The organism is Bacillus cereus group sp. BfR-BA-01524 (assembly GCF_022662595.1).
GTDB lineage: Bacteria > Bacillota > Bacilli > Bacillales > Bacillaceae_G > Bacillus_A > Bacillus_A thuringiensis_S.
Map to the genome: position 1 here is coordinate 1 of NZ_JAKUDW010000130.1, position 13,106 is coordinate 13,106.

The following is a 13,106-nucleotide window of genomic DNA, read 5'->3' on the forward strand; positions in this document are numbered from 1 at the left end:
GAGTCATTGAATGTACACACGGAGAGATCATACGTCATGTCATTGTCCACGAAATCCACCATATTGGCCAGTTATCTATATGGGCACGTGAAATAGGAAAGGAGCCTGTTTGTAAATGAATTGTTGCTTTCCGTGACTAGAAACTAGCACAGAAAATTTATCAACACCGATAATGATTCCTGGCACTCTTATTCCGTTTATTAAAAATATCGTTACTAATCTTTTTCCCTCTATTAACTTCTTATAAAAATCTTCTTGTGTATGCATTAATAGTTTCTTCCTCTCTTTAAATGTTCTAATCTTTTTAGATCCTTCTTATGGATGCAAAAAAAACGGTTTAATTATAACATTTTCGATATATTAAAATTTTATGATTTTAATATTTTGTTATTCTTACAAGAGGACCCCATAAAAAAATAAAAGTCTTCACAATGAAGTGAAGACCTTTGTTTTTTTATCATCCACCAGTATGACCGTGAGCATATTGTACGATTTTATCCTCGCTAAGAGCTTTTTGTGTATCAGTTACATTGCTAGCGTTAAACATAAACGTGAATACGGCTGTTAATCCAATTAAGCTAGACATTACTTTTTTCATTTTAAAGCCTCCATTTCAAAGTTTTTTTCTTCTGCTTGATGGCTAAGATAAAAATAATCGCTTGCTTTTGAACGGTTATTTTCTTGGTGGAATAAAACTGCTAATTTTTTAGCGTATTCCTGTACGTACTCATGTAGGTTTTCTCTCTCAAAATAAGAGATTCCTGTTTTAATTGTCTTCTCTAATTCGTCAGCAGAGACCTTTTGATTTAATTTTTCTAAAATTAAAAAGTGATGTTCGTATTCTTCATTCTTTAGCTCTTTACAAATCTCTAAGCCTTTCACTATAAGGTTAGAAGTTTCTTTGGACTCACCGATTTTCATATGCTCCCTAGCTTTAATAAAAATTGCTTTATAATCTTTAGGGAGTTCTTGTGTTACTTCAGAGAGGTATCGTATTGCTAGTTCAGATAAATTTTGACCTGAATACATTAAACCTAAGTTATGACGTACAAACGTGATATTCTTTTCTTCACCAGATTTTTTGAATGTATTAATAGCTGTAATGAAATGTTCTTCAGCTTCCTCAAATTGTTTTAAATGAGTACAAGCTAATCCAATTAAATTATCACATAATCCAATATTAGTTTCATATCCTGCATGCTTTTTAAAGATATCCTTTGCTTTGGTAGCTTCTTTGATTGCTGCAAGCGGTTTGTAAATATGATAATGGAAAGTTGATAATTTAAAATAGAATTCAGCATGCTCAATTTCATCGGGAATGTTTTTTAAGAGTAATTCAGCTTGATTATAATGTTCTTTTGCACATGTGAAATCACCTGAAATATTTGAATGAATAGCTTTAAAGAAGTGGTAGTAGTATAGTAGAAACTGATCTGCAGGTACACCCAATGAATCTACTTTATCAAAACTATCTTTTCCAATACTTAAACTATCAAGCATATATTGATGACGAAAGTCTAAAAGAGCATAGTATAAAAGTAGGTTTTGATCTTCTTCAATGTTATGTATTTTTTGATCAATCTCAAGTTTTAAATTATGTGCCTTTCCTACATGTCTGGCACGTATCTCTATATACCAGTCATTTAACATTTTGGTAACTTGCTCGTTCCCCTTTACTGAAGCAATCATTATATATTCCCCCATCCTATAGAAGTATGATAATGTTATATATTACCATTGTAGCAAAATCCCCTTTGTATTTAACCATTTTATATTTATTTTTCAACAAAATTCAGAAAAATAAGTTAATTAATGCATCCTACTTATATTTTAAAAGAAGATATCTATTATTATATATCTGAGAATAGTACAATTGAGGTAACTGAACATGATTAGCTAAATGTAGGAGTATTAGAAGAAATCCATCTGGGAGAGGATATGGGGTAAAAGAGGACGAAAGAGACATGCTGCAGCAGTTAGAGATGGGCGGATTTAATTTTGAAGATGTTGATTGGGGAGACCTTAATCTATTGGATAACGAAATTATGAGTAGTACGGATGCAATAGAAGAGTGGGGAATTGAATCATCGACATTATGTAAAAGAATAAATGATTTCCCGAAAGGCTCAATCCGTAAAATTGGCACTACATAAGCTGTGACTCGATTTGGAATGAGCTGTGTTTCGGTTCGAATAAGAAATATGTAAAAATAAAGTAGGTATGGTGGCGTTCTATGAAGAATCACACAAAAGATTCTAAGGGGCAATTACTACAAACTAATAAGAAATGGTCTCACCTTAAGCAAAAACAGCGTGAAACCATATCAAATTGGCTGAGAGAGGCTTATATAGAGAAGATTAAGTTTCATAATCGTAGATTGAAACCGAGAGAACATGATGATGTTTTAGAAAGTGTAATGAGTAAGATCTATGATCGTGAAATTTGGATTCCAGATCACGAAGTTGAAAAGTATTATAAAGGGAAAATAAATAAGTGGTATAACAAACACATTTCATTAGAAGAAAAAAATAATAAGGAGGAGAAAATATGAAACATAGTATCGGTAATGTTAGTACTTCATATATAATCCGTCTAATTATAAATGATTTAGACACATTTATTACAGCAGGAAAAAGGGAATTTAATTTCTGCTCAGAATCCGGAGTTTCCTCTGTGGAGGAGCTAATTGCGGATTGGTTGGAGTGGTTTAATGATTACCCGCAAGGTATATCGCCAGATGAATTAAAAGGAATTGAAAGGAAGATAGGTGAATTGATCGGGAGTATGTTTATATGGTCTCATCATATTGAAGAAAGAGAAGGATTTATAAAGAAATTTAGCGATTATTTCGAGGAATATATAGGTTTCTGTAAATTAGTTAGGGATGTATACATAGAAGCATTGAATGATGATTTATCGTATTAATATCTTATATACTTAATGTTATTATAAAATGAAATTAAAATAAATAAGGGGAGATATATTATGAATGAAATAGCAACAAATAATAATATGGTAGATTTTTTTGTTAGTTATAATCACAAGGATGAGCAGCATGCCCAATGGATCTCATGGATTTTGGAGGAAGCAGGGTATACAACTATTGTACAAGCATGGGATTTTAAATCAGGTAATAATTTTGCAATATTAATGCATCAAGCTGCCTCAAAATCACGACACACATTAGCTTTAGTATCGGATAATTATTTAGGTTCACAATTTACGCTACCAGAATGGATTGCTGCCTTTGCGGATGACCCTACAGGGGAACGACAAAAATTGATTCCTGTAAGAATAGAAGATATTAAACTAGAAGGACTATTAAAATCCATTTTATATATTGATTTAGTAGAAAAAGACCAAGAGCAGGCTACTAAAGCTATTTTAGAGGGCGTACAAACTAAAAGAAAAAAACCTACTACTCCACCACCTTTCCCTGGGATTATTCAAAAAAAAGCTGATGTTCAAGACTCCACTGTGGAGGATGGGTGGTATAAATCATGGATAGAATCTCGTCTCAAGGAAATTCAAATTGATGGTCCATACCATCAAATTAAGGCTGGAGCGAAATTAGTTATACATTTGATTCCTATTGAAGCAATAACTTCTTCAAAAACATATGATATAGAGAAAATAGAATCCCTCAATTTACGTCCGATATATGGCACAAACAAGGAACCACAAATTAATAAACATGGATTTTGTATTTACTCAAAATTCCAAACGAACAATTTACCTCATTCTTATGTACAGATACATAGAGATGGAACTATCGAAGCAGTGGATACAGGGTTACTAGAAGGTCTAGATAAATATATTCCCGGTATTGCTTTTGAACAAAAAATAATCATGGCCATAGAAAATTACAGTAAAAATGCTCAAGAAAAGCTAGAAATTAAGTTACCATATGTAATTAACATAACTTTAATAGATGTAAAAGATCATTATATTTCATCGGATTATAAGAAGCCTAAAGGGAAAATTACAGATGATACATTACAGTTACCTCCAGCAATAATTAATTCGTGGGAAACGAATATCGGGAGTGCCTTAAAGCCAAGTTTTGATTATCTTTGGAATAATTGTGGTAGCGTTAGATCGCCTAATTACGATCAAGATGGTAATTTTATAAAAGACTCAAATATATATTAATCCCCAAAGATATAAATAGATAACTAGCGCTAGTTAAATTGCAATTTATTTAAATAGAAAGTGAGAGAAAAGTATGCTGAAAAGAAAAGATGAAATAGAAGATATAATTAAATCATTATCATTGTTGCAGTATTATGTAAAATTTAGTTCTAATAAACTAGGTTTACACGATATCAACAAGACATGTGAAGCGTTTTTTTGTGAACTGTTTAATATTTTATGGGGTAATAATTACAAAAGATTGGAATTTGAGAAGAAAAACTATCCCGGGATTGATTTGGGGGATAAAACAAGAAAGCATTCCATGCAAATTACTTCGGATGGTTTAAAAGAAAAACTTTGGAACACGATAGAAAAATTCGAAAAAAATGAGCTATACAAAGAATACAATTTGTTAATTCATTTTATAATAGGTGAAAAACATTATCTTCCTAGAGTTGGTGATAAAATATTATTTGAAAAGAGTGTAACTGATAATACATATTCGGTAGTTAGAAAAGTTAAAAATGCAGAGTATAAAATTATTATAATGGACCTAATGGACTTGCTACTATTGTTTGATGAAAAGGAAAACAAAGTTGTTTCAAAAATACATGAATATATTAAAGAAAATATTAATTCGTCTATAGAAGTGTTGGGGAATAAAGGATATAAAATTGATCCTGATGAATTAAAAGTGTTTACTGCAAACTCCTTTTTAAAATTTTGTGAACCTGAATCATTAGATGAACGAAATGAATTTTTCTCAGAAATCCAAAAATTGGCTAATCAAATTAATGAGATGAGTGAACCTAGTAAAGGATTTTTATATAAAATTTTAGATAACCATCAAAAAAATTCAAAAAATAATTTTGATAGTGTTCAGATAGATCCGTTTGTTATACAAAAAAGCTTAGATTTAAGTGATCGTGATATGGAAAGTGAGATAGCAGTCTTGAGAAATGCAAAACTATTTAATGAAACTGCTTATGAAGATGAGCAAATGTTAGGTATTGAATATTACGGTTATAATGGGCATTTTGACTATATAGTAATGATACTTCAATATTGTAAAGAAGAAGGAATAGATATAAGAAAGCTTATTTTAACTCCAGATTTTTCTTTACTAGATTAGAAATTATACTTATTGCGGATTTAAAATAAAGTCGTACCGTTTTACCTTCTTAGATAGGATTGTCTAAAAGAACTACAACATCTGAAAATGATAAGTGGTTAAAAGAAGGACGAGGAACAGGGCGCGGATTAGATTATAAACCTTTGGTAAACGTTTAAATTGTTTTTTAAGCGAAATTTGTACGTTTCATTGTAATTTTATTACAGATTTTTAATTGGGATGGTGTTATAAGTGGATTTGTTTATTATTGGGAATGGATTTGATCTAGGACATGGTTTACCTACGAGGTATTGGAATTTTCGTTGCTATTTAGAAGAACATCGAGGAGACTTCTTAAGGGATTTCGAAGAGAAATATTATTTCTGGGGAGAAGAGTTACAAACTTATTTATGGAATAATTTAGAATTTAATTTAGCTAATATTGATGAAATTGTATTGACTGAACAAATGTTCCAAAGTACGGATTTGGGGCTGGAAAGTGGAAATATTGGTATAGAAGAAACTTTGAATTATTACTTCGAAGACGAATTTAAGTACATTGAAGAATTAACTATCTATTTAAAAGAATGGATTAAAGTAGTAAATCAAGAGTTGGACGTTATAAATAGAAGAACATCTTTAATCAATGAAAGCCATCAAGATATATTTATAAACTTTAATTACACCACTACTTTGGAGGATATTTATAATATTTCAAGACGGAATGTTTTACATATACACGGTGTAGTAGATTCAGATAATGAATTAGTGTTAGGGCATTCAAATTCATCTAGAATAAATTACTTTAACGAAAAGTATATACATTATCAAAATAGATTTGATGAACAAATGGCACCAATATATAATGTCTTAACTGACTATTGTTCTAAAACATATAAAGATGTAAATAATTATATATATAAACTATCTTCATTGAATTTTGATGCTGTTGAAAGAGTAATTATAATTGGACATTCTTTAGGTGATGTGGATTTGCCATATTTTGAAAAAGTTAAGGAACGTGTTAATAGAAATACAGAATGGCATGTTTATTATTACGATGAGAATGATATTGAAATTTTTAGAGATAAATTGACTCGAATAGGCATAATTGAACAATATATAAACTTTATTCACTGTGACACGTTTTATGATTTACCTTTAGTAGAGCAACAAAAGTAAATTAAAAATGTGTAATTATTTAATTTACTTTTGATCAATCTCTTTTATAAAAATTTCATCATGTCAAAATTAAACCCACACTTTTTGATTAATCTTTATTCCAAACACGTGGACTTCTTCTTCTATTTATAAAACTAACGTTTGCAGCTAAATTTTAACTAAACCTTATTCCAAACCAATACGTATCTATAGTGCCAAAAAAGACACCATAAAATCGGTGTCTTTTTTATTATTATTTCTTGAATAACCTTTGTTCTAAACGATCAACAGCCTCACGTTTCTTCTCATTATTAATATTTGTATAGATACTAGTAACCTCAACAGAGGTATGGCCAAGTTGATCACGTAATAATACTAGGTCCTTGTTTTCTTTATAGTGATTTGTAGCATATGTGTGTCGTAGTTTATGAGGGTTACGCTTCTCATCAAATGCACTTGAATATTTGTCACATAACTTCTATATAGCTCTAACAGTTAACTGCGTATATTTCCCTCTATAATTTGTTACGAAAAGTAAGACTTCATCTTGAGGGCAGTTATATTTACTAGGACGGACTTTTATATATTCTTTAACATCGTCTAAGCAAGAGCGAGTGGCTAATATAGAAGATCTTTTATTGCCTTTACGTGTCACTTTTACTTTCCCCTGACGGAAGTTTATACTAGGGATAGTAAGACTAGCTACCTCAGAAACTCGAAGCCCAGTGCCTAAAATGAGGGTTATAATGGCTATATCTCTTCCTTTATCACGCTGAAAAAAACTATACTTTCGTTGTGATATGCCTTTCAACATTTCTCCGTAATCATTCGCTAAAAATTAAAAAAATACCATCTTACTTGGTACTCGTTTAACAGTCTAAATAGATATAATAAAAAAGAGAATAAGTGCAGTAAAAATATGACTAAATATAAATAGAAAACTTTCGTTTGCAATAGAATGGGAGGATCTAGAATTATAACGAATTAATTTTCTCATTATTAGACCATATATCATAGAAACTAAAATGAGTAGAAGTAATAGCGAAACAAATTGCATCCTATTATAATCCATGGATGTTGCAGTAATAATAGCAGGTTTTATAGCGATGAAATAAATTGTTAAATATATAAAAAGACTTAGAATACAATATAATGAAAAATTCAACACGTTTTTGTACAAATAATTCCCCCCTCTCATAGAAGTATCCTAGTCCTATTTAATTATTACCATCATAGCAAAATAAAGTTAATCTAAAGTTAATTTTAAACTATTTATCAATAAAAATAAGTAATCATAGAATTTCTTTTAATAATTAAATGTATATATTCATAAATATTAATGCACGAATAGTATTATAATAAATTCAACGGATGGTAATAATAATCCTTTTTGAAAGGGTGTATATTGAATGCAGTATTCTTATATCGAGTATTTTGATGGCTGGGAGAAGATATTTCCTAGTGGTAACTTAATCGAGTTTCAAAAGAAAAGATATCTAGAGCTAGATTCTATGGTTATAGATAATGATAAGGAAGCTAAGTATATAAGAGGTAAAAAAGGGTTCTGGTGCAAAAAAACTCTTAAACTTGGACATACTGATATTACTACTATAGACAAGGTGTGTGATAAGTTTGGAAAAGGAAAATTTGTTCAAATGGAAGCATTATCAGCCCGATATAGTTTTATTAATGGGAAGATGGTACCTACGGTACAAACTTAGTTTTCGTAATGTAGTGGAAAGGATGGAGGAACGGCTTATACATTTTTCATACAACGATTATGCGTTGGGTTCATCAGTACGGTCCTGAATTAGACAAACGAATCCGCCGTCATCTTAAACAAATAAACGACTCCTGGAGAGTTGATGAAACATATATCAAAGTAAAAGGTCAATGGATGTACCTGTATCGTGCTGTTGATTGGAAAGGAAATACAATTGATTTTTACCTAAGCAAAACAAGAGAAAAGAAGGCTGCAAAGCACTTTTTCAAAAAGGCCTTGCAGTCTTTTTATGTTTCAAAACCGCGTGTTATAACAGTCGATAAAAATCCAGCTTATCCTATGGCGATGGAACCGTTGGGAAAAAAATCATACCTGTTGGTATGCGACTTAGACAACAAAAGTATTTGAATAACATAGTAGAACAAGATTATCGCTTTATAAAGAAGCAAATTCGTTCTATGCTAGGTTTTAAATGTTTGGACACAGCTATTTCCATTCTTTCTGGAGTAGAAGTCATGCATATGATAAAAAAAGAACAGGTTGATTTACGGAACCAGTCTGTCCAAAATCAGAAGGAATTCATTCATCAATTGATTGAACTTGCAGCATAAGATACGATTCCGTTAGGAATCTATGCATTTTATTATCTTTTATTCTATTTTTGCACTAGAACCAGTCACTTCAAACAGACTTATAAAATTATGTTATTATTTAAATGTAAGACTTAAATTTCAGAATATACAAAACTCAATTATATTCTGATAAACATAATCGAGTTTTATAGATTTTATAGAATTTCAACACTAAATAAACATTAGGAAGGTATATTTATGAAGAAAAATAAAATCCTTACAAACGCTTCTTACTTGTTTGTAAGCAATTTTGTAACTAGATTGATCCTTGCTTTTGCAACAATTCTTTATACAAGATTTGTCGCACCAGAAGATTATGGGAAGTTGACAATTGCTTTAGGTGTTTCGGCTGTAATCTGCTATTTCACGGACGCTGGTTTAACTCATACTTTTATTCGGGAAGGAATGAAACCAAGTGCTAATATCAAAGAGCTAATTAGTAGCTATTTACGTGTGCGCTTAGTTTTAGCTATTATTCTGTCTATCGTTTTTACTATTTTTGCACCTTTTTATTATAGTGATGATTCCTTACTCCCTATAATCTACGCAATTGTTTTACCTACTATGTTTGGCGCTACACTTCAGGGGTGTGGAATGGTTTATTTTCAAGTAACAGAGAGAATGCAATTTTCTGCAGCTATTTCTGTTTTGCAAGGAATTACAGCTGCTTTAGCACTGGTTTTAGGGATGTATTTTAAATTATCTATTTTCTTAGTTGCGCTTATGTATGGTACATCAAGCATGGTTACAGGCCTTGTATCGCTCTTATTATTGTTACGCTATACAAAGGTACATAGTGGTTGGAATAAAAATATTCTAAATCAAATTCTCACTTTTACAATTAATGGGATTTTCATCATGTTAATACCACAACTTGGTCCTATTTTACTAAAAAGTGTTACCTCGTATGAAGAAATCGCCTTTTTTGGAGCAGCATATAAAATACCTGTAGTTTTATATCAACTTCCAGGTGTAATTGCAGCAGCATTTTACCCTCGTTTATTTGCTTATGGTAATGGCAAAGAGTTCGATAAACATCGAGAATTATCTCATTTTGAATTAAAATTAATGTCGTTCATAGGAATTGGCATTTCTCTTCCTTTCATTGCTAATTCAAATTATTGGATTATAACTTTATTAGGCGAAGTGTATGCACCGGCAGGGGATGCTTTAGCTATTCTAGCTTTTATGGTCATATTACAATCAATAAGCTATCCACTCGCTGATTATTTAACAACAAAAGGAGAGCAATGGAAACGAACACTTATAATGGGATTAGGACTATTAGTAGGGATTGCTAGTTATATTATATTAGGTAGTAAATTTGGAATGATAGGTGCTGCACTAGCAGCTATTATAACAGAGGTTACGTTGTTAATAGGTTTTACCCTTTTTGTTCAGCGGGGGATTCGATTATTATTAAGAGGTATTATATTTAATGTAATGTCATTTACGCTTAGTTATTTTATTTATCAAAAATTTTTGATTACCTTTTATCCACTAATATCTTTAATACTAAGTGGGTTGATATACGGATTAATTGTTATTATCATTGATCACCAAATACGTAATATAATTTTAGGATTTATGCGAAAAAAAATAGTTGCTTTATATTCCTGAAGGCGAAGATACTAAAATAGGAAAATATATCATGGTATAAATGAATTTTTTTAATTAGAAAAAAGTCGAAATCTTATTATATAAGAATTCGACTTTTATTAGATTGTAACATCTTATTATTTACCTTTATTTTGTCTGCTCCATATTTATACAGATTTTTATCATCAATGATAAGATAGTACATTAGCTATTCCAGCTAAAATAGCTATCTACCGACCCTTGAAATGCATAGCAGAAAATCCAATTTTTCTTGATTATTCATAAAAAAACATGTTTATCACCTTTATAGAAGCATCTCCGGAGCCACAACTACAATACTACCTTTTCTTTTAGCAAATTGAATAGTTTTTATAAGGCTAAAATTCTGTACATTTTTTCTTTGATATTCCTTCTGAAGACTAGATGTTCTCATCTACAATGTATTTTCCTAGGCTAAGGTTAATTGTATTTATATTCACCTATACAGTTTCAACAATGATTTCTAATCCTTTTTTTCTTTATCTTTTGTTTTTAATCTAGTTGTTATTCTTGGTATATCTGATTTTTTGAGTGGAAATTAGATTTTATAGTACTATTTATAATTTTATTGAAAACCATTGTTTAAATTGTTGTAAATATATTTTCCATTTCTCATGTTTTACTTGCTCTATTTTATTTAGTAAGAGAGAAGATTCATGAAATGCATCATCTCCTTTTAGAGTGCTTTGTAAACCTGATAGTAAAGCATTAATAGATAAAATAACAATGGTAAAGAAAATAACAGGTCCCATCGCTAACCAAGGATAATTTATTAGCTTTTGACTTGTGTCACTAATTAATAAAAGGCTGCCTCCAACATTGAAGGAAAGTGTTTCAAATAATGCTAAATGCATCATTAATATCATTATTTGCAGTATTTGTTGTTGAAACCAAACAAATAATTTTGGAAGTAAATAGGGCTTAATATGAACTTTATATATGTGATAAGTATGTCCACCAAGTAGTTTGGATGTTATAACATATTCACGTTGTAGAAGTAATCTAACTTCATTGCTAATGAGTTGTGTTAAATTTGGTATGCCAATAAGAGTAAGAACTACAATTGTATAACATATCCATTTAGTTTCAGGGATATTATCCATACCTGAAATTGTAGGACGAATTAGTAAAATAGCTAACAATACAGTAGGTGTAAATTGGAAAATGTCAAACACCCAATTAATATATTTTGTCCAAGTATAAAAATAAGCATGTACTACACCAAATAAAAGTGAAAAAGTAAGTCGAAATATACAGATGATTAAAGTGAAAAAAATGGGTGATTTTGCAAAAATAAGAACTTGTTGTAGAACATCTACTCCATATTCCCCAGTACCCAATGGGTGTGTTAAAGAGGGGGGGGTTGGTTTAGATTGAATATTAAGATCTTCAGAAGTAAATGCAATGAAATATTCAAAAACATAGCTAGCAATAATAATGCTTAATAGAATTAAAAATCCTATTAAGAATTGTTTGTTTTTATATAATCTTCTTATCATATAAATGCCTTCTTTCTACTATAATCAATTTTATGATTTCAAATAAAAAATATAACGGAATCATCAAAAGAAGAATACCAATGGAGATGATTTCAGGATTTTGATGGCTAATTAAAAATCTAAATAATCCAAAAGAATTAAATAAAAATTCAAGAATAATCGAATTGGAAATTATTAATAACATGATAGATTTTGCATTATAAAAAATTGAAATTAAAGCATTACGCAAAACATGGTGTTTTAGTATATAAAAATGTTTCAATCCTTTAGCGATTGCTAGATCTATATAACTATTTGACATTTCATTTTTATAGTTAAGTAAATTTATCTTAAATAGATAAATCGTTGGCAAAATTGAAAGAGTTGCAATAGGTAAAAAGTATGTTTTATTAGTTATTGTAGAAAAAGGGATAGTAATAAGCCAATTTGTGTTTTTATATATTGAAATAATGATTAATTGTACAGATATTATTAAAAATAAGTCAGGTATAGCTTCTATGGTGCTCAAACTTTTTGAAATTATAGATTGGATTCTTTTTGGTAAATAGAATGTTAAATTTGCTAAAACTATTGATAAAAATACAGCAATAAAAAAAGCTGAAATTATAATAGTTAAGGTATAAAAATATGACTCTAGTAAATTGGGTAGTAATAAGCGTTTAATTCCATAAATTTCATATGTTAAATGAAATGGGTCTAGTAGGGAATGAATCACTTTTTTTATATAATCAATATATCCTAACCAATTTAATTCTAATATAATTAATTCCCCTTTGTTTTGAGATGTATTCAAAAACAATTTTGGTAGACAGCAAATAAAAACAATTCCTAAAGCAGTTAAAATAATTTGTAGAAAAATTAATATAATCTTTTTTGTAAAGTACATAAAATATATCTCCTTAAAATGATTTGTTTTCATTGTTTTCAACTACTACTATCAAATGTCCTTTTTAATGAGAAAAATAATGATTTAATTTTCGTTTTTTATAAAACGCTACCAGTGCTATATTCTGAACATTTGAATATTCTTAAAATTTCTTATATTGGTGTTGACATTCGAGAAATAGTAATTTATTGTAATTGCTGTAATAAAAAAACTTTAAGTGAGGGGTACAGATGAACAAATTTATACGTGAACTAAAAACAGAAGAACTAACAGAGCATGTTGGAGGAATTGATCCTAAAAATGAAACAGTAATCCATGATGG

Annotated in this window: 14 protein-coding genes and 3 pseudogenes; 10 read left to right on the forward strand and 7 right to left on the reverse strand. The window is 29.7% G+C overall.

The features are described 5' to 3' along the window. The coding region (locus MR170_RS27525) for a DinB family protein (protein WP_276575678.1) at window positions 1-119 on the forward strand (119 nt) is incomplete at its 5' end. Here the strand turns inward: MR170_RS27525 and hfq are convergent. The 3 genes from hfq to MR170_RS27540 form a co-directional block, all read right to left on the reverse strand. Then, window positions 76-267 (reverse strand): RNA chaperone Hfq, encoded by a 192-nt coding sequence (gene hfq, locus MR170_RS27530; protein WP_242310159.1) that lies wholly within the window; start codon window positions 265-267, stop codon window positions 76-78. The two genes, MR170_RS27525 and hfq, sit on opposite strands and share 44 nt — an antisense overlap. Before the next feature lie 190 nt (window positions 268-457). Further along, complete coding sequence (locus MR170_RS27535; protein WP_000757474.1) at window positions 458-598, reverse strand: hypothetical protein; 141 nt, start codon at window positions 596-598, stop codon at window positions 458-460. Then, window positions 595-1,689, reverse strand: coding sequence for a response regulator aspartate phosphatase (locus MR170_RS27540; protein WP_242310162.1), 1,095 nt, complete (start codon window positions 1,687-1,689; stop codon window positions 595-597). The genes MR170_RS27535 and MR170_RS27540 overlap by 4 nt, the downstream gene beginning before the upstream one ends. Before the next feature lie 141 nt (window positions 1,690-1,830). On the opposite strand from MR170_RS27540, the pseudogene MR170_RS27545 reads away from it, so the two are divergent. The 6 genes and pseudogenes from MR170_RS27545 to MR170_RS27570 form a co-directional block, all read left to right on the forward strand. Next, window positions 1,831-2,153, forward strand: a pseudogene (locus tag MR170_RS27545) (helix-turn-helix domain-containing protein); the annotation flags it as partial. 80 nt (window positions 2,154-2,233) lie between these two features. Next, window positions 2,234-2,551: a transposase gene (locus MR170_RS27550; RefSeq protein ID WP_242310164.1), complete on the forward strand. Its 318-nt coding sequence runs from the start codon at window positions 2,234-2,236 to the stop codon at window positions 2,549-2,551. Beyond that, window positions 2,548-2,925: a hypothetical protein gene (locus MR170_RS27555; RefSeq protein ID WP_242310166.1), complete on the forward strand. Its 378-nt coding sequence runs from the start codon at window positions 2,548-2,550 to the stop codon at window positions 2,923-2,925. The genes MR170_RS27550 and MR170_RS27555 overlap by 4 nt, the downstream gene beginning before the upstream one ends. Window positions 2,926-2,985: 60 nt before the next feature. Next, window positions 2,986-4,152: a toll/interleukin-1 receptor domain-containing protein gene (locus tag MR170_RS27560; protein WP_242310168.1), complete on the forward strand. Its 1,167-nt coding sequence runs from the start codon at window positions 2,986-2,988 to the stop codon at window positions 4,150-4,152. A gap of 73 nt (window positions 4,153-4,225) precedes the next feature. Next, window positions 4,226-5,266 (forward strand): SMEK domain-containing protein, encoded by a 1,041-nt coding sequence (locus MR170_RS27565; protein WP_242310169.1) that lies wholly within the window; start codon window positions 4,226-4,228, stop codon window positions 5,264-5,266. 231 nt (window positions 5,267-5,497) lie between these two features. Then, window positions 5,498-6,427: a bacteriophage abortive infection AbiH family protein gene (locus MR170_RS27570; protein WP_242310171.1), complete on the forward strand. Its 930-nt coding sequence runs from the start codon at window positions 5,498-5,500 to the stop codon at window positions 6,425-6,427. A 232-nt stretch (window positions 6,428-6,659) separates the two neighbouring features. Here the strand turns inward: MR170_RS27570 and MR170_RS27575 are convergent. Together MR170_RS27575 and MR170_RS32530 are read right to left on the reverse strand one after the other, a co-directional pair. Next, window positions 6,660-7,244 (reverse strand): annotated as a pseudogene (locus MR170_RS27575) (tyrosine-type recombinase/integrase); the annotation flags it as partial. 39 nt (window positions 7,245-7,283) lie between these two features. After that, complete coding sequence (locus MR170_RS32530; RefSeq protein ID WP_000277682.1) at window positions 7,284-7,586, reverse strand: hypothetical protein; 303 nt, start codon at window positions 7,584-7,586, stop codon at window positions 7,284-7,286. 229 nt (window positions 7,587-7,815) lie between these two features. Here MR170_RS32530 and MR170_RS27580 point away from each other — a divergent pair, with 229 nt between their 5' ends. From MR170_RS27580 to MR170_RS27590, 3 genes and pseudogenes are all read left to right on the forward strand, one after another. Next, window positions 7,816-8,127: a hypothetical protein gene (locus tag MR170_RS27580; protein WP_206766484.1), complete on the forward strand. Its 312-nt coding sequence runs from the start codon at window positions 7,816-7,818 to the stop codon at window positions 8,125-8,127. Beyond that, a pseudogene (locus MR170_RS27585) lies at window positions 8,039-8,740 on the forward strand (IS6 family transposase). The gene MR170_RS27580 and the pseudogene MR170_RS27585 overlap by 89 nt, the downstream one beginning before the upstream one ends. Window positions 8,741-8,959: 219 nt before the next feature. Beyond that, entirely contained in the window at window positions 8,960-10,381 is a 1,422-nt protein-coding gene (locus tag MR170_RS27590; RefSeq protein ID WP_242310173.1) for an oligosaccharide flippase family protein, read from the forward strand. 575 nt (window positions 10,382-10,956) lie between these two features. Here the strand turns inward: MR170_RS27590 and MR170_RS27595 are convergent. Further along, window positions 10,957-11,898: an ABC transporter permease gene (locus MR170_RS27595; RefSeq protein ID WP_087952088.1), complete on the reverse strand. Its 942-nt coding sequence runs from the start codon at window positions 11,896-11,898 to the stop codon at window positions 10,957-10,959. After that, window positions 11,879-12,784: an ABC transporter permease subunit gene (locus MR170_RS27600; RefSeq protein WP_087952089.1), complete on the reverse strand. Its 906-nt coding sequence runs from the start codon at window positions 12,782-12,784 to the stop codon at window positions 11,879-11,881. The genes MR170_RS27595 and MR170_RS27600 overlap by 20 nt, the downstream gene beginning before the upstream one ends. Window positions 12,785-13,106 lie beyond the last annotated feature (322 nt).